20 protein-coding genes are annotated in these 16,157 nt (G+C 31.6%); 6 read left to right on the forward strand and 14 right to left on the reverse strand.

The window, feature by feature from the left end; genetic code table 11:
• Nucleotides 1-154 precede the first annotated feature (154 nt).
• Nucleotides 155-613: a VOC family protein gene (locus V5E38_RS13765; RefSeq protein ID WP_499210411.1), complete on the forward strand. Its 459-nt coding sequence runs from the start codon at nucleotides 155-157 to the stop codon at nucleotides 611-613.
• A gap of 246 nt (nucleotides 614-859) precedes the next feature.
• Here the strand turns inward: V5E38_RS13765 and arsC are convergent, their stop codons facing one another.
• The 5 genes from arsC to cdaS all read right to left on the reverse strand — a co-directional run bounded on the left by arsC (nucleotide 860) and on the right by cdaS (nucleotide 3,973).
• Nucleotides 860-1,267, reverse strand: a complete 408-nt coding sequence (gene arsC, locus V5E38_RS13770) for an arsenate reductase (thioredoxin) (protein ID WP_499210412.1) — start codon at nucleotides 1,265-1,267, stop codon at nucleotides 860-862.
• 23 nt (nucleotides 1,268-1,290) lie between these two features.
• Nucleotides 1,291-2,334: an arsenic resistance protein gene (gene arsB, locus V5E38_RS13775; protein WP_499210413.1), complete on the reverse strand. Its 1,044-nt coding sequence runs from the start codon at nucleotides 2,332-2,334 to the stop codon at nucleotides 1,291-1,293.
• A gap of 19 nt (nucleotides 2,335-2,353) precedes the next feature.
• Nucleotides 2,354-2,791 carry an ArsI/CadI family heavy metal resistance metalloenzyme gene (locus tag V5E38_RS13780; RefSeq protein ID WP_499210414.1) on the reverse strand — a complete coding sequence of 146 codons (438 nt, stop codon included), beginning with the start codon at nucleotides 2,789-2,791 and terminating at the stop codon, nucleotides 2,354-2,356.
• 58 nt (nucleotides 2,792-2,849) lie between these two features.
• Nucleotides 2,850-3,167 (reverse strand): ArsR/SmtB family transcription factor, encoded by a 318-nt coding sequence (locus tag V5E38_RS13785; protein ID WP_499213580.1) that lies wholly within the window; start codon nucleotides 3,165-3,167, stop codon nucleotides 2,850-2,852.
• 179 nt (nucleotides 3,168-3,346) lie between these two features.
• A complete protein-coding gene (cdaS, locus tag V5E38_RS13790; RefSeq protein WP_499210415.1) occupies nucleotides 3,347-3,973 on the reverse strand; it encodes a sporulation-specific diadenylate cyclase CdaS in 627 nt (208 codons plus the stop codon).
• 378 nt (nucleotides 3,974-4,351) lie between these two features.
• Between cdaS and V5E38_RS13795 the strand changes: the two genes are divergently transcribed.
• Nucleotides 4,352-4,672, forward strand: coding sequence for a hypothetical protein (locus V5E38_RS13795; protein WP_499210416.1), 321 nt, complete (start codon nucleotides 4,352-4,354; stop codon nucleotides 4,670-4,672).
• A 19-nt stretch (nucleotides 4,673-4,691) separates the two neighbouring features.
• Here the strand turns inward: V5E38_RS13795 and V5E38_RS13800 are convergent, their stop codons facing one another.
• The 3 genes from V5E38_RS13800 to nagZ all read right to left on the reverse strand — a co-directional run bounded on the left by V5E38_RS13800 (nucleotide 4,692) and on the right by nagZ (nucleotide 6,910).
• On the reverse strand, nucleotides 4,692-4,847 hold the full coding sequence (locus tag V5E38_RS13800) for a hypothetical protein (RefSeq protein WP_499210417.1): 156 nt from the start codon (nucleotides 4,845-4,847) through the stop codon (nucleotides 4,692-4,694).
• 78 nt (nucleotides 4,848-4,925) lie between these two features.
• Nucleotides 4,926-5,162, reverse strand: coding sequence for a hypothetical protein (locus V5E38_RS13805; RefSeq protein ID WP_097974194.1), 237 nt, complete (start codon nucleotides 5,160-5,162; stop codon nucleotides 4,926-4,928).
• A 104-nt stretch (nucleotides 5,163-5,266) separates the two neighbouring features.
• A complete protein-coding gene (nagZ, locus tag V5E38_RS13810; RefSeq protein ID WP_499210418.1) occupies nucleotides 5,267-6,910 on the reverse strand; it encodes a beta-N-acetylhexosaminidase in 1,644 nt (547 codons plus the stop codon).
• Nucleotides 6,911-7,098: 188 nt separating this feature from the next.
• Here nagZ and V5E38_RS13815 point away from each other — a divergent pair, with 188 nt between their 5' ends.
• Nucleotides 7,099-8,016, forward strand: a complete 918-nt coding sequence (locus V5E38_RS13815; protein WP_499210419.1) for an alpha/beta hydrolase — start codon at nucleotides 7,099-7,101, stop codon at nucleotides 8,014-8,016.
• A gap of 189 nt (nucleotides 8,017-8,205) precedes the next feature.
• The gene (locus V5E38_RS13820) at nucleotides 8,206-9,162 is read left to right on the forward strand and encodes a hypothetical protein (RefSeq protein ID WP_499210420.1); all 957 of its coding nucleotides are present in this window, start codon (nucleotides 8,206-8,208) and stop codon (nucleotides 9,160-9,162) included.
• On the opposite strand, the gene brfA is transcribed toward V5E38_RS13820, so the two are convergent.
• From brfA to V5E38_RS13840, 4 genes are all read right to left on the reverse strand, one after another.
• Nucleotides 9,149-9,376 (reverse strand): ribosome rescue factor BrfA, encoded by a 228-nt coding sequence (gene brfA / locus V5E38_RS13825; RefSeq protein WP_499210421.1) that lies wholly within the window; start codon nucleotides 9,374-9,376, stop codon nucleotides 9,149-9,151. The genes V5E38_RS13820 and brfA overlap by 14 nt on opposite strands.
• A gap of 73 nt (nucleotides 9,377-9,449) precedes the next feature.
• Complete coding sequence (locus tag V5E38_RS13830; RefSeq protein ID WP_499210422.1) at nucleotides 9,450-9,737, reverse strand: hypothetical protein; 288 nt, start codon at nucleotides 9,735-9,737, stop codon at nucleotides 9,450-9,452.
• A gap of 154 nt (nucleotides 9,738-9,891) precedes the next feature.
• The gene (locus tag V5E38_RS13835; protein ID WP_499210423.1) at nucleotides 9,892-11,079 is read right to left on the reverse strand and encodes a helix-turn-helix domain-containing protein; all 1,188 of its coding nucleotides are present in this window, start codon (nucleotides 11,077-11,079) and stop codon (nucleotides 9,892-9,894) included.
• A gap of 280 nt (nucleotides 11,080-11,359) precedes the next feature.
• Complete coding sequence (locus V5E38_RS13840) at nucleotides 11,360-11,926, reverse strand: DUF1643 domain-containing protein (protein ID WP_097974182.1); 567 nt, start codon at nucleotides 11,924-11,926, stop codon at nucleotides 11,360-11,362.
• Nucleotides 11,927-12,139: 213 nt separating this feature from the next.
• Here V5E38_RS13840 and V5E38_RS13845 point away from each other — a divergent pair, with 213 nt between their 5' ends.
• Together V5E38_RS13845 and V5E38_RS13850 are read left to right on the forward strand one after the other, a co-directional pair.
• Nucleotides 12,140-12,928, forward strand: coding sequence for an HAD family hydrolase (locus tag V5E38_RS13845; protein ID WP_499210424.1), 789 nt, complete (start codon nucleotides 12,140-12,142; stop codon nucleotides 12,926-12,928).
• 518 nt (nucleotides 12,929-13,446) lie between these two features.
• Nucleotides 13,447-14,010, forward strand: coding sequence for a hypothetical protein (locus V5E38_RS13850; protein ID WP_499210425.1), 564 nt, complete (start codon nucleotides 13,447-13,449; stop codon nucleotides 14,008-14,010).
• 66 nt (nucleotides 14,011-14,076) lie between these two features.
• On the opposite strand, the gene megL is transcribed toward V5E38_RS13850, so the two are convergent.
• Nucleotides 14,077-15,273, reverse strand: a complete 1,197-nt coding sequence (gene megL, locus V5E38_RS13855) for a PLP-dependent aminotransferase family protein (protein ID WP_499210426.1) — start codon at nucleotides 15,271-15,273, stop codon at nucleotides 14,077-14,079.
• A gap of 414 nt (nucleotides 15,274-15,687) precedes the next feature.
• Nucleotides 15,688-15,819 (reverse strand): hypothetical protein, encoded by a 132-nt coding sequence (locus V5E38_RS13860; RefSeq protein ID WP_282439847.1) that lies wholly within the window; start codon nucleotides 15,817-15,819, stop codon nucleotides 15,688-15,690.
• Nucleotides 15,820-16,157: the final 338 nt, after the last annotated feature.

Genomic DNA, 16,157 nt, shown 5'->3' on the forward strand with positions numbered 1-16,157 from the left:
TGGTGCCTAGATTTGTCACCTTTAGGCACTACACTAGTAAGTGTAATCAATATTGATGTAGGAAACAATACAGTCTCATTTTTATATTGAATTACTAACTTGACCAAAGATTTAAACAAGCATATTACACTAAAATCCAAAGGAGTTGTTTAATTTGACAGTACAATTGAATTCATTTTTGATGATGGATGGTAATGCAAAGGAAGCTATTGATTTTTACAAGGAATCACTCGATGCAAATCTTTTATTTTGCCAATCATTTGGGGATGCACCAGAAGATCCTAATTCCCCTCTACCAGAAAATTTGAAGGATTTAGTAGCACACGCAATATTAAAAATCGGCGAGACCAATATCATGATTGCTGATCTGTTTCCAGGTTTACAATATCGAAACGGGAACAATGTTAATATCTGTATTACTACCAATGAAATAGAGAAAACAAATAAGTTTTACGAATTATTGAAACAAGATGGTCATGTGGTAATGCCACTAAAACAAGTTCATTTTAGTCCTGCCTACGCTATTGTAACTGACAAATTCGGTATTACTTTTCAAATTTTCACAGCACTATCAGAAGAGGCTGTAAAAAGAGGTCATCAAAAGGAAAATTGATGGTTTTGAATTGATTGCACAATAGGCATCTATTTAACCTCAATTTTAAATTAGTCATTTTTTTATAAGTAATAAAAGTGTATTTATTCAAATGCCAATAGATATACCATTTCGTAGTGACTGAAATGCGGTTAACTTGATAAAAAAGCAAAAAGCTATCGAAGCAGGTTAAAGGTTTTGCAACTAATGCATGAATTAGTTGTTCAATGAAAACAAAAGAACCTTCTATGATAGAAGGTTCTTTTTCTATTCTCCAGTTTCAGAAAACTGTTTAATACGAAGTCCAATTTGATCACGAACTTTTTGGAATACACTCCATTCTTGACCTGCTGGGTCATCAAATCCCCAATGAACACGTTTCACATTTGGTGGTGTTACTGGACATACATCATTCGCATGACCACATAAAGTCACTACTAAATCTGCATTGTTTAAGATGTTATGATCGATTACATCTGAAGTTTGATTTCGGATATCGATGTTAACTTCATTCATTGCTTTAATTGCATTTGGATTCACACCGTGTGCTTCGATCCCAGCTGATAAGACATTCCATTCATTTCCTAAATATTGTTTCCCCCAAGCTTCTGCCATTTGGCTACGGCAGGAGTTTCCAGTACATAAGAAGTAAATTGTTTTATTGTTATCTGCCATGTGGATTCCACCTTTGTTTAAATTTATATTGTTGTTTCTTTTGCAAAATATTTTCTTCTCATCCATAACGCTGCGTTAACCAATGCAATCATTACAGGTACTTCAACCAATGGACCAATTACTGCTGCAAATGCTGCTCCTGAATTAATTCCAAACACTCCAACTGCAACTGCAATTGCTAATTCAAAATTATTACTTCCAGCTGTAAAAGCTAAAGTTGTTGAAACTCCATAACTTGCTCCTGTTTTCTTCCCTAAGAAAAAAGAAACAAAGAACATAATGATGAAATAGATTAATAAAGGAATTGCGATACGAACAACATCCATAGGAAGTTCTACAATTACTTCTCCCTTCAATGAGAACATCACAACAATTGTAAACAATAATGCAATTAACGTAATTGGACTGATTTTAGGAATAAAATTTTTTTCATACCAATCTCTACCTTTGACTCTTACAAGTATTAACCTTGTAAATAGTCCTGCTAAAAATGGAATTCCTAAATAGATAAAAACTGATTTTGCCACTTCTGGCATTGTAATATCAATTAACATTCCTTCTAAACCAAAAACTTTTGGTAATACTGTTACGAATAAATATGCGTAAACAGAGAAGAAAATCATTTGGAAAATGGAGTTAAAGGCTACTAATCCAGCCGCATATTCACGATCTCCATCAGCTAAATCATTCCATACGATAACCATCGCAATGCATCTTGCTAAACCGATCATGATTAAACCAACCATATACTCTGGATAACCTCTTAAAAAGATAATTGCTAATAAAAACATTAATACTGGTCCAATTAACCAGTTTTGAATTAACGATAGAAATAATACTTTTACATCTTTAAATACTCTTCCAATCTCTTCATAACGAACTTTAGCCAGTGGTGGATACATCATTAATATCAATCCGATAGCTAAAGGTATTGAAATCGTTCCAACTTGTAATTTGTTTAAACTATCTACAAATCCAGGGGTTGAAATGCCAAGAATTATCCCAATTGCCATTGCTACGAATATCCAAAGGGTTAAATATCTGTCTAAAAATGATAATCGTTTCATTCTCTTCTCCTTTTACTCACTAACAACAAAAATTAACTTTTGATTCAATTGAAGTATTACAACAAGACGTATTCTCTATTTTTTGAACTTCACTATCTGCTTTTGTATAGAAGAATTCCCACTCATTTCCGTCTGGATCTGTCACCCAAAACATGTCTTGTACCGCGTAACAACAAGTTGTATCCATTTCTTCCCGTGCAAAGAAACCTTCTTTTTCTAGTCTCTCCTTATGAGCTAAGATTTCTTCAGCTGTTTCAACTTGGAAACCAAAGTGATTTACTTGATTCCCTGCAACTTGATCACGAACATTTAGTGTGAAATTAAGACCTGGATTTTCTAACAGGAATTTCGCATATCCTTCTTTCACTTTAACGGGTACCAAACCAAATACCTTTTGATAAAAAGCGATTGATGCCTCTAAATTTGTCACGTTAACCCCTACATGAACATATTTCAAACAGAATTCCTCCCTTAATTTATTAATCAAAAAAAATTGATTTAATGATTAAAAAAAATTAACAACAATTACTGTTACGTTTACCGTTATCTGATTTTCGGAAAATACAACAAAGCTCTTCTGATAGTAAACTGTTAACTTCTGTGTCGTTTAAATCGTAATAGCTCCATGTACCTTTTGTCTCTTTTATAATGAGCCCTGCGTCTAGTAATATTTTCAAATGATATGAGAGATTTGATTGTGTCATATCAAATGTTTCCGTTAAATCACATACACATGTACTACCTCTTTGGCAAAGCTCATACATGATTTCAAGACGCTTCTGATCAGCTAATGCTTTAAATTTCTGCTCATATTTCTGGAACTGTTGTGTCATCTCAGTCATATAATTTCTCCTTCATCAAATTTTATTGATGAATTTAATATAAGTTAGTTTACCAAATAAATGCAATATATAAATCAAAAAAAATTGATTTATTTTAAAACTTCTTATGCAACAAAACTGTTATTTAACAGAACCAAACAAAAAAACGATCAAAAATGATCGTTTCAGTTTTAATTAATAGGTGTCCCATATTGAACAGGATATAAGCTTCCTTTATAAGCGAAAGATATATTTCCTGTTTCTTCTGATACTACTAGAGCAAGTGCATCGCTTTGTTCTGAAATTCCAACTGCTGCACGGTGCCTTGTTCCAAGTTTTTTATTATCGTATGTAATTTTAGAAAGAGGAAGTACATTACCTGCTGAAATGATCATGTTATTTTCAACCAGTACCGCTCCGTCATGTAACGGGCTTCCTGGATAAAAAATTGATTCTAGCAATGCTGGAGATAGTTTTGCACCGACGTGGATCCCGGAACTCATCAATTCTTCAAGTGAGTCATCTCTTTTTACAACAATTAATCCGCCATGTTTACGTTTTGATAAATGTTGAACTGTGATTGTCAATTCATCAAAGATATCAGTATACGGCGAAAGATATGAATTCAAATAAAATGAGGCTGCATCCATTTGTAAATTATTAAAGACACGATGAATATTTTCAAATTCAGTTAAGATGCCGCATCCTTTATTTTCAATTCTTCCAATCATGCCTTCGATTTTTAAATTAAGTTGAGTTAGTGTTTTTGTTATATTTTTTCTTACAGTGGGATTTAATTGAGACTCGAATTCATCCATTTCAATTTTTCATCTCGCTTTCGAACCGAATTACCTCCACTTAAGTTTCCCAAAGTTGGCTATGTTATACCAATCATTACCATACTTGGTTTTTTCGATAACAATTGATGGTACGTAACGAACTGAGTTGGTTATCTTGCTACTACCTATGCTTCAACTTCTATTTTAATTGCTGGATTTGATAAAGCGCTTATACATAAGCATAATTTGTTGTATGTGGGTTACCAGAATGAAATTGGCTCCAACAGTTTTGTACCTACCAAAGTACAGGGCCAACAGATTGGGGAAAATACATAAATTTAAGGCGTATAAATTTTGGAATTGTTTACCTATTAGTTATTTATACATGATATTATGAAAATGAAAGGTGGTGATATTGTGGTATGGTTTATTGTAATTGTAATTGTAATCATTGGTATAATACTTAAAATGAATAGCACTTCTAGCCATAACGAAGAAAAACATTCCCCTGAAGAAATCGTAGAAATTGCAGAAATCGAACTTAAATTCAGGTCAGAATTTGCAAAAAATAAAATGTTATTAAAGAGTGGTAGGATAACAGATAGACAATCAATGGAATGGTCAAAAAAATTATTGGAAGAACACAATGAAATTCAAAAAAAGTACAATATAACAGAAGAAAAAATGTCTGAATACTATGAACTTGTCTATTCTAAATCAAGCGTGCGTTTATCATAATTAAAATTATTTTTAATCCTTAGTAAAAACTAGGGATTTTTATGTAGTCCCTAAGTTCCGGACAAACTAGACCTGATAAAACAACTAGCTCTGCATGTCTTAGGACAATTGTGACATGACTATATTGTCCAACAGGTGCAGCAACAGAATCGGGATTTACTTTTTTAATTATCATTTTTATTTCCTCCTTTTTTCTTTCAAAAAACCTCAAATGTCATAAACATTTGAGGTAGTCATTTTCTATGTATACATATCATCTTAATAATTCTATTACTCTAGCTAATCCTGTAGGTGTTATTGAAATATTAAATAATGAAGCAATTTCTTTTTGATCTATATCACTCTTAATCCAAGTTAAACCGTTTATAAATCCTTGCATTTCCAATTCTATTAATGCAGGTTCGACATCATCAATTTCTACTCCTACTTCATTATGAAGCCCTTTTTCAAAGTCTGGCTCCTTTTCTTGAAGTTCATTAAAAATAGCCAATAGCATTAATCCTGCATCTGAAATCTTACTACCCAGAAAGAACACCACCTTTTTAGACTATTTATTCGACAAAAGGTGGTAATTTCCTTTTTTTGCTAATTTTTCTACTTCTTTAATAATTGATTTGTTTTTTCAACGAGCTTTTGAAGATCCATCGGCTTTACTTGATGATTATCTAGTTTATATTTTTGTTTTAGTAAAATGATTCGTTTTACACTCTCGTTTATACGTTCTTCAGAAATTGTCTTGTTTTTCACGGCTGTTTCGATTTCTTTATAAACAGCTTTTACTTTGTTAGGATCATGAGCAACCATAATGATATCACTTCCAGCTAAAATGGAAGTAACTGCTGCTTTTTCTAAATTATAATTTTTTCCAATTGCATTCATCGTCATATCATCCGTCATAACCACTCCATCATATGTTAAATCATCCCTTAACATTGAAGTAATGATTATTTTAGACATCGAAGCAGGGTATTTAGGATCAATTTTTGGTAATAAAATATGAGCAACCATAACAGCATCTGCGTTTTGATTGATCGCGTCATTAAACGGGATTAATTCCAATGATTTTAAATCAGTATACGATTTGTTTACAACTGGTAATTCTAAATGGGAATCAACTGAAGTATCACCATGCCCCGGAAAATGCTTTATAACTGGGATGATTTTCTCTGATTGAATCCCTTTCATTGTTTGGATTCCTAAATTACTTACAGTTTTTGGATTATTACTAAATGAACGATCACCAATGACCGGGTTTTTAGGATTACTATTTACATCTAAAACAGGAGCAAAGTCCATATTTAACCCAAAAGCTTGTAGCTGTTCCCCTAGTATTTGACCAATTTCAAATGAGAACCGTCCATTATTTTTCTTTCCAATTATTCCGTTTGACGGTATCTGACCAAGATTTCCTGGTAAACGTGATACCCTTCCACCTTCTTGATCAACTCCGAATAAGATCGGTAAATGATTATTTCGATTAGCAGCCTTTATTGAATTTACAAGTTTAACCGTTTGACTGTTATTCGTTAGATTTTCATTGTAAAAAATAAATCCACCAATATGATATTGTTCAACTAGTTCTTTTAAACTATTTGAGTAATTCGTTCCGTAAAAACCTGAGAAAATCATTTGACCTATTTTTTCTTGAAGTGTCATCGTACTTAAAAGCTGTTCTAGATTAGAGCCAGTACTAGGATTAAGCTGCTCAATAAATGATACTGACGTATGATGCAATGTTGGATTATTATTTTCACTAGTTGGTCTTGGTAAGATAAACTTCAGTTCAATATGATTTGGCAGTTCATAAACTAATATAATTTGATCAACTTGTTGATCTTTATAATATTTAATCTTATTCGGCTTTTTTAATTGATTCATAATATCGTCATAGTGAATTTTTTGTAAATTAGCATCATATGATCTAACTTCGTAAATTCGATTTTGATGATCATATCCTACTGCAAATCCTTGTTTTTGATAAGTTAAGTACGTACCATTAGTCACCTGATCTTTTTGGGTAGATCCCCCAAACTGCTCCGTTAAATCTTTTAAAGAAGTCTTCCCTACTTCTATATTTTTTTGGTTTGGAATTTTGCCTTGTTTAGCGCTTGAAAGGATATTATTTAAAATTTCTTCCGTTGAAAGTTGACTCGATTGATTAGTCTCCGTCTCCGTTTGATGATGTGTATTTTTATTTGGATTCGATTTTGATGAATCTTGGAAAACTTTATCTTTCACAGCAAAGTAAACACTTGTACAAACAATTAACAATAGTATTAATAAAAAAATAGCTTTTTTGATAATATTCTCCTCCTAAAATTTTATTTTCCCCTCTTTACTTACTTATATTTCCATTAGTTAAGTGGGCACCTTCTAACGAATTGGTGCATACGATGAGAAAGATTAACGAGGAGGGACTAATTAGCATGACCAGTAAAAAATCCCATGAAATGATTCAACCTATAAACTACAGAAATCAAAATATGAATCCAAATCAGAATAATCCTTACTATGATTATCACCAATATTGGTATAACGAATATCAATCATATCCTATTCATCAACAGCATCATTTAATTGACCAATCTGACATTTTTTATCGTCAGCATGCTCAAGCTACTTTCGTTTTGGTTCACGGCTCATGGGTTGATCCATTCTTTTGGCACGGTATAACACGAGAACTACAAAAAATGGGACATATTGTTCACACACCACAGTTACCTGGGCATGGTACAGATAAAGATAAAAATGTAAATCATGAGATGATTACAAAACAAGTTGTTCATTATATAACGTCTAATAAGCTTAATAATATTATTTTGATAGGTCACAGCTTTGGTGGGACTGTCATTCAAAAAGTCGCCGAACAGCTTCACGACCGAATTAAACGATTAGTTTTTTGGAATGCTTTTGTTTTAAATGACGGCGAAAGCCTGGCAGATCAATTTCCACCTCAAGCACAAAAATTCCTTTTAGACTTAGCAAAACAATCGTCTGATAATACAATCAAACTACCATTTCAATACTTCCGAGATGTGTTTGTTAACTTGGCTGATTTACAAACTGCGCGGCAAATTTATAATGCGACAACACCTGAACCGGCTACGCCCCTTGTCGAAAAGCTAGATTTAAAAACGTTTTACCAATTATCTACTCCAAGAAGCTTTATAAATTTACAAGAAGATACAGTAGTACCTCCAGGCGAAAATTCGGGTTGGTATCCTCATATAGCTAGTAGATTAGGAGTTTATCGTTTTATTCAAGGAAGTGGCGATCATATGTCAACTGCAAAAATTTACCCAAGAAGAATGGCACAATTAATTGTAAATGCCTCACGAGACTAAAAATGGACTTTGCTAGTTTATGATTGTATCACTTAATTTATTTACCTTTAAGTGAAGTGAATTTATTTAACTTCATTTAAAGGTAATTTAAATTAGATTTAATCCTATTAATATATATTTAATATTTCAGTAACATGTAATATACTAATCGTATGAAAAGTTTTAATATTATATTATTAGGAGACCGAAATGAATAAATTTAAGAAAATCGCAACTATAGCAACTGCAACAACTCTATCAGCAGGCATTCTATTAGGTATGCTACCAACTGAAACCCAAGCAGCAACTAATACTAAAGTTGTCCAAGCTCAAAATGATTTAAAAAAACAAGTAAGCTCTTATATTAAAGTACTAAACAACTTAAAAAGTGAAATCTATTATACAGATCAAGATGTTTATGATTATTATAAAGAACTACAAACTGATGTTACTTTATTTAATAAGTACGGATATACAGGTAAAGACGAACTGGTGAAAAAAACAGCGAGCTTTAAAACAAGAATTGATAAAGCGCGAAAAGACAATGCAACAGTAGATATGAAAAAAGTAACAGCACAGTTTAATACATATATTAAAAAAGTAGATTCAAAGGGTGCTAAAACATACTTTACAACTCAAAAAAATAAATTGATGGCAATTAGAAATTACCAAAACCACACATATGATACGATCGAGTCGTATGTATACGATATTGAAGACCAAATTTTTACGGAAAATGAAATTTATATTCGCAAACAATTAACTGTTGAATATAAAAACTATGAAACTGAAAAGACTTTAGTCAATCAACACTTTTTTGGAATGACAACTAAAGACCAAGAAATTATTAGCTATGCATACGATGTTCTTGATATGGATTACACAACACATCGTCAAATTGAAAAAGATCTAGATTCTATGTTTGATAAGTATTTTAAAGATGGTTTTGATGAGATCTATGATGTAGAAGACAATGAAAGCTTAGATAATGCAATTCAAAAAAGAGATGTAGCAAAAGCAAAAGTTGCTCTTGTAAATTATACTGCCGTTTATAAAAAATTTAATAATACTTACAATCAATTTGAAGCTGCGGCCGACGTATATAAAACAAATCTAACAGTTAAATTCGCTAATAAAGTAAAAAAAGCGCCTGCTACACAACAATAAGAACAGCATCTAAATAAAAACAGTCCCTTGTTTGAAAAGCATCTTTTCCAAAGGACTGTTTTTTATGTTTAACTTGATTTAATTTTTCTTGTTTCGTTTTTGTTCTACGCGTATTTAAATCTAACATCGCAAATGAACTTCTACTTAATTCTGGATTTCGTTTACCTTCTCTAACTAGTTTGTCTCGTAATTTTCTTGCTTTTGATTTACTCATTCTTTCCACCTCTTTTAACTTTATTCCTCTATTATATACAAGCAATCAAAGTTTTCCACTAACTCTTCATAATTTATTTTTTTGAAATTGGAATAAAGTGATTAAATAAACCGACCACTTTTATTTCCTTGTCTAAAGCCTTAACCTCGTAAACTGAAAAAAAGACATAATCTTTTTTAGTTGTAACCTTACTAATAAGTTTTTCACCTAATAAGTCAATCCCGAAATCAATATATTTGTTTTTTGATTCCAATTTAAGTTGATCCTTTGCCCAAGTGACAAACTCTCCTTTAGACGGATTTGTTTGTGCAGAAATAATTAGACAGATTGCGAAAGCCCCGATAACAAGTAATTTTTTCATAAAGTCACCTTTTCATTATTTTTACTAATTATATGATAAAGGATATTACTGAATTGTCCAGAAAATATCCTTTTTTATTAATAAAATGTCTAGAAAAAATAAAAAAGGGTCCTAATTGCGACCCCTGAAAGTAAAAACAAGTTCATTTTGAAACTTATTTAATTACTGCATTTTTTACAATTTTTGAATCTAAAAATGGAATCACTGAAAAAATTTCATTAATGCCATGTTTTGATATAGCATCTAAAGCAAGTTCATTAAGTAGGTCACCTTCAATAAATGGACAGATTGGTGTTAATGACTTGATCCCGTTTAATTCATAACTCTTTCTTGTGCATTCATCAATTATTTCACCACTAATAAATGGTGCCACCCGAGCTAGTCCATTTATACCATTTATTTCAAACTCTTTCTTTGCACATTCATCAATTATTTCGTCACTGATAAATGCTGCCATTGATGTTATTTCATTTATGCCATTCAACTCAAACTCTTTCCTTGCACACTCATCGATGATCTCGTCGCTAATAAATGGTGCCACCTGAGTTAATCCTTTTATTCCATTCGTTTCAAACTCTTTCTTTGCACACTCATTCATTACTTCTTCGCTGATAAATGGTGCAACCCGAGTTAATCCTTTTATTCCATTTGTTTCAAACTCTTTCTTTGCGCATTCATTCACTACTTCTTCACTAATAAATGGCGCCAAAGACGTAAATCCTTTTAAACCATTTGTTTCAAACTCTTTTTTCGCTAATTCATTAATTAACTCTTGAGATATAAACGGTGCAACTCGTGTTAATTCTTCAATCCCATTTGACTCAAACTCTTTCTTCGCAAATTCATCAATTACTTCGTTACTAATATAAGGTGCGATCCTTGATAATCCCCTGATTCCATTCGAATCAAATTCTTTCTTTGCACATTCATCGATTAGTTCTTCACTAACAAATGGAGCAATATCCGCTGTATCAATAATCGTAAGGTCGTTCTCAACGTTTCTAAATACTAAGTCTGCTTGATCGATATTAAGAATCGGAGCAACATTTATAAATTCTTCTTTTTCCACTTCTAACTCAATTGAAGAATCAGGATTTTCTTTTTCAATTAAATTATTAATCAACTTAACACCTTTTTCATTTCCTAAAATTTCATCAATGCTTACATTAAATATTTCAGCAAGCTCGGGTAGTTTTGAAATATCAGGCATTGTCTCTCCACGTTCCCAATTACTAATTGCTTGAAAGCTAACACCTAATTGATCAGCTAGCTTCATCTGTGTAATCTTGTTTGCTTTTCTTAATTGAGCGATTTGTCTACCTACTTTTTTCATATCAAACATTTATATCACCTCTATTTAAAAGTTAATTTCATTGTATCTAGTTAATTGACTAGTTAAAATCAAGTGTTACTTGAATTGAGGAAAAATGGACTCAAGTAATACTTGAGTTTCTAGAAAGCAGGCAATTTAAATAAAGTGTATTAATTTAAAGTGTAGCTTTCTGCCATGAACTTAACTTAATGCTCAATTTATTATAACAATTTTTATAAATATAAGTTTGAATTTTCAAGCAATAAAAAAAACAACCCCAAATGAGTTGCCTTTAGAAATATCATTATGATTAATCTTTTGTAGTCCATTCGTAAAGTGCTTCAAAATTTAATTTTTCTAACCAATGTCGTTCCGCTAAAATAACTGGGTGAATCAATATATCCTTCCGATTTGAATCATCACAAAAATTATATAATTTATCTTTATAAGGTTCTAACAGATCTAGAACTTCTTTTATTCGCCATTTAAATCGTTTACTTGAACCCCAACCTACTATAATAATGTCTGCGTTACTAATCGCTAATTTAATTGCTTCATCGTTATGTTCGCCAACTTCGCATTCTTTTCCTTTTAGCTTTGTTGAATCCGGTTCCATTAATGCAAAAAGATTTACTAGTTCTAGCGATCCGAAGTTACCTTTCTTATAATCTATAAAAAAGTTAAGACATCTCGCCAATATATAATCACTCTTTAGATGATTTGCTCGACAAGGATTAAGTAATACAAGAGTAGCTTTCTTTTTTGATTCATCCCAAGTTCTTGTAAGCGAATATCGCATTAATTTATTTTGTTTATCGAAGACCGCCTTCGTATTAATTTGCATTGAATGACAGTTTACAAAATCTTCAAATGACATATACTCACTCTTTTCATCATTAATTAAAACAAAATCAACAAGGTATTATATTCCATTTAATCGTCATTTGTACTATATTATTAATTTAAAATAAATAAACCTTACATTGTAACTAAAAAAAAGTGAAATTTTTAGTAGCTTCCTATTTACTAATTCATATTTTCCTAGTACGATAGTGGATAATTTATACAGTTCATTAGGAGGGGCTTTTTTATGATTAAAGGAATCATTTTTGATTTGGATGACACATTACTTTGGGACCAAAAAAGCGTTCAAGTTGCATTTGAAAAGACATGTAAGCTTGCTACAGAAAAATACGGTATTGATTCAGCTGAATTTGAAAATGCCGTTCGTAATGAGGCTAGAAAGCTTTATGAATCATACGATACATACGAATTCACAAAATTAATTGGCATCAATCCATTCGAAGGACTTTGGGGGAATTTTTTAGATGATCATGATCAATTTCCAAAAATGAAGGCGAATTCTCCTACCTATCGAAAAAATGCATGGACGCTTGGATTAAAAGCATTTGGAATAGATGATCGAGAATTTGGTCATTTATTAGCTGAAACATTCCCTGAAGAACGCAAAGGAAACCCTTTTGTATACGATGAAACATTTGATGTGCTCGATCGATTAAATGGACAGTATAAATTACTCTTATTAACAAACGGCTCCCCTGATTTGCAACATACGAAGCTTTCAATTACACCAAAGATTAAAGAGTATTTTGATCAAATCCTAATTTCTGGAGACTTCGGAAAAGGCAAACCTGATCCAAGTATTTTTGAACATGCCTTATCATTAATGGAACTATCAAAAGATGAGGTCATTATGGTTGGAGATAATCTTATGACTGATATTTTAGGCTCAAGCAGAATTGGAATGAAAAACGTTTGGATTAATAGGCATCATAAAGAACGAAATGAAGTTGTACCTTCATATGAAATTACTCATTTAGAAGAGCTTTATCCGATTATTGATTCATTGAATAAGTAGGTTTTGTTAAAAAATCTAGTGGCCCATTTTTATGAGGGCTTGCTGGATTTTTTTATTGATCGGGTATTCGTTCGGAATTACTCAAGCCAGTGCAAATAAATTCCCAGAATCGCAATTAAAAATGGCAAATCTGCAATTAAATTCCCGGAATCACAATTAAAAATTCTAGAAATGCAATTAAAAGGATGAAAAACGCAATTAAACTAAAAATATACCCATACTACGATCCGTATATCGTGCTTCTTTTCATCATAAGCTGGTGCCTTTAATTAAATTTTCAAGTAAAACCGTCTATTGAACAAAAAAATCAAATCAAACATGCAATTTCACAACGACATTATTATAAAATATTACGATTTTGACTAGATATACCCCCTATTTATGTCAAAAATCTTAAAAATCTTTCATTTGAAGACTGCTCGTCCTATTAATTTTTTTAACTAATGAAATTGACCGTTTCGATCTGTATGATTCGTTTCAGTAAAATGTAGTATCAAATTTATGGAGGTTAACAACTATTGTCGAAACAACATGGAATTAGCATCTCTAAAAGCACTTCACCAGAGAATAGAAGTCATATTTTAAAAAGAGCTAAGAAATTAATTGGGAAAAAAGTTTTTTTGGAGACGTTTTTATTTAATTATAGAGGAAGATTAGTACCAATTAATGAAGACCATTCATTAAATATGATCATTTTGGCATCTGATGAGGTGTTCAGACAAATTAAAATTGATTTAGCGTTAGTGATTGAGATTGGTAAATTATCTTGTAAAAGTGTTTCTTCAAGAAATGAGCAAGGAGATTTTACAAGTGATGAGTCATGGCAGGCGAAGAGACATTATATAACTGTATCTGAAAGTACGCCTCCTCAAACAGAAAAGAGGGTTAATCGTCTTGCAAAAGAGTTTAAAGGTGAGATAGTCATCGTAAAAACACTAATTTATCATTATGTTGTCTGCATTAATGAAATTCATAATTCATATATAACAGTCCATCAACTCATCGATTTTGATCCACATTTTGCCATTGAGTTTAGGATTGATAAAAATATTATTTATGAAATTGTTGATTTTCAAAATTAATTTTAGAGCTAAAACAAAAAGTACTTTCTAAGAAAATTTAGAAAGTACTTTTTTATCAACCCTTTATTAACAAACTGTATTGCTACTAGATTTAAGTAAAGCTTGTTGTAAGTCGGCTACGATATCTTCCCATGCTTCTAACCCAACTGACATGCGTAGCATATTTTCTGTTATACCCATTTTTTCTCGCAACTCTTTTGGAACGACTGCATGTGTCATCGTCGCCGGATGCTGTACTAATGTCTCTGTATCACCTAGACTTACTGCTATTTTTATCATTTCTAAATGGTTAATAAATTCCTGTGTTTCTTCCTTTGTCCCGTCAATAGTAAATGCGAAGACTCCTCCACCTTTTTTCATTTGCTTACTTGCAATAAAATAATTTTGACTTTTAAAATCTCCAGGGTAAAATACATCCTTTACCATTGGATGCGATTGTAAAAATGAAACGACCTTTTTTGCATTTTCACATTGACGGTCCATTCGAACTGCTAATGTCTTTAATCCTCGAAGTAGCAGCCATGCATCAAATGGTGACATTATTGCTCCTATATCTTTTCGGATGGGGATCATTCGTTCAGCTAGCTCTTTTGTTTTACAAACAACAATTCCTGCAACTACATCACCATGACCACTAATATATTTCGTTGCACTATGTAGCACAATGTCACAGCCTAGTGTTAATGGCTTTTGTAAATAAGGTGAACAAAATGTATTATCAACTACTACGGTAATATTATTTTTCTTTGCAACTTCGACAACCATTTCAATATCAATGACTTTCATTGTAGGGTTGATCGGAGTTTCGATAAAGATAACTTTCGTGTTTTCTTGGATTAAGTTTTGAATTTCTTCCTCCGTATCCATTTCACAAAAGTTATGTTCAATTCCAAATTTGCTCTCTAGCATTTCTAAAAAACCATACGTACATCCGTATATGCCTTTTGAACATAAAATATGGTCTCCGGTGCTAATTAAAGAGAAAATTGTAGCAGACACAGCAGCCATACCAGAACCAAATGCTAACGCTACTTCCCCTTCTTCTAAGGCAGCCATTCGTTCTTCCAAAATCTGAACGGTTGGATTTCCTAACCTTGAATAAATAAAGTCATCTCTTTCTCCAGCAAAGGACTGTTCTCCATGTTGTGCAGTAGGAAATGTATAGGTAGCCGTATGAAATAATGGAGGAGTTAAACTCCCGTTATACTCCCTAGTTTTGTAGCCTTCGTGAATCAACTTTGTATCAAACTGATTTTTCTTCATTTCTAATTAGCCTCCTTAATTAAGTGCGTGTTGATCAAACGTTAATTAAAGCAAAAAACTAAAATGAAAGCCCTTACAAAATATTCACTTAGACTACTTCTATATATAGGAAAGTAATACCTTTTAAGAAGTCATACTATAGGTGAAATTACATGCTCTTAATCCTAAATAAGACTTTAATTCAAAATAGAAAGTATCAAAATAATCAAATATACATTGGTTCTTACTATTTATTCACTGAAATTTCCTACCTGACTTTTTCCCTATTAATATTCCGAAATACTCAGACAGAAATTATCATAAAAGAATCATCCTCTTTAACAAGGTTGATTCTTTTATCTTAATCGATCATGAAAAAAAGCACTTTCTAAAAATCTAGAAAGTACTTTTTTATTTTTAAATATTCTTATTTCGTTAATCTTCTAACCACTTCAGAATTTCATCAATTCCAATCGCTTCTTCAACTTCTGGAAATTTCTTAATAAAATTTAAATCGGTATCATTTGGTATCAATTCATCAAATTCGTTTGGATCATGGAAGCTCATTGACTACACCTCTTTAGTAAATTTTATTTAATTTTCGTATTGTTAACAAACCTACTTAATAAAATACATATCCAATTTTCAATGAAAAAAGTACTTCGATTAACGAATGAATTAGTAATTATAATAGTTCGTAGTTTTTTTATTTTTTCCTCTTTTTTTCATAAAAAAACTTGTACAAAATAGTTCAGTGTCTAGAACAAACTCTTGCTTTCGACCATTTAATATAATATCTATTTCATTAGATGTATTTTATGATCACATTTATTACCGAGTCTATGTAACGAAGATTTTCTACAACATTTTATTACTGATTATAAAGTCATCCCTATAATTACTTC

The organism is Rossellomorea sp. GAMAL-10_SWC (assembly GCF_049568075.1).
Classification (GTDB): domain Bacteria; phylum Bacillota; class Bacilli; order Bacillales; family Bacillaceae_G; genus Gottfriedia.

What these genes read in the sequence shown, in the direction of transcription:
- brfA (WP_499210421.1), bottom strand. Translation starts at nt 9,376, where the DNA reads ATGAGTAAATCAAAAGCAAGAAAATTACGAGACAAACTAGTTAGAGAA.
- V5E38_RS13800 (WP_499210417.1), bottom strand. Translation starts at nt 4,847, where the DNA reads ATGATAATTAAAAAAGTAAATCCCGATTCTGTTGCTGCACCTGTTGGA.
- arsC (WP_499210412.1), bottom strand. Translation starts at nt 1,267, where the DNA reads ATGGCAGATAACAATAAAACAATTTACTTCTTATGTACTGGAAACTCC.
- arsB (WP_499210413.1), bottom strand. Translation starts at nt 2,334, where the DNA reads ATGAAACGATTATCATTTTTAGACAGATATTTAACCCTTTGGATATTC.
- cdaS (WP_499210415.1), bottom strand. Translation starts at nt 3,973, where the DNA reads ATGGATGAATTCGAGTCTCAATTAAATCCCACTGTAAGAAAAAATATA.
- V5E38_RS13840 (WP_097974182.1), bottom strand. Translation starts at nt 11,926, where the DNA reads ATGTCATTTGAAGATTTTGTAAACTGTCATTCAATGCAAATTAATACG.
- megL (WP_499210426.1), bottom strand. Translation starts at nt 15,273, where the DNA reads ATGAAGAAAAATCAGTTTGATACAAAGTTGATTCACGAAGGCTACAAA.
- V5E38_RS13845 (WP_499210424.1), top strand. Translation starts at nt 12,140, where the DNA reads ATGATTAAAGGAATCATTTTTGATTTGGATGACACATTACTTTGGGAC.
- V5E38_RS13815 (WP_499210419.1), top strand. Translation starts at nt 7,099, where the DNA reads ATGACCAGTAAAAAATCCCATGAAATGATTCAACCTATAAACTACAGA.
- V5E38_RS13835 (WP_499210423.1), bottom strand. Translation starts at nt 11,079, where the DNA reads ATGTTTGATATGAAAAAAGTAGGTAGACAAATCGCTCAATTAAGAAAA.
- V5E38_RS13785 (WP_499213580.1), bottom strand. Translation starts at nt 3,167, where the DNA reads ATGACACAACAGTTCCAGAAATATGAGCAGAAATTTAAAGCATTAGCT.
- V5E38_RS13820 (WP_499210420.1), top strand. Translation starts at nt 8,206, where the DNA reads ATGAATAAATTTAAGAAAATCGCAACTATAGCAACTGCAACAACTCTA.
- V5E38_RS13860 (WP_282439847.1), bottom strand. Translation starts at nt 15,819, where the DNA reads ATGAGCTTCCATGATCCAAACGAATTTGATGAATTGATACCAAATGAT.
- V5E38_RS13830 (WP_499210422.1), bottom strand. Translation starts at nt 9,737, where the DNA reads ATGAAAAAATTACTTGTTATCGGGGCTTTCGCAATCTGTCTAATTATT.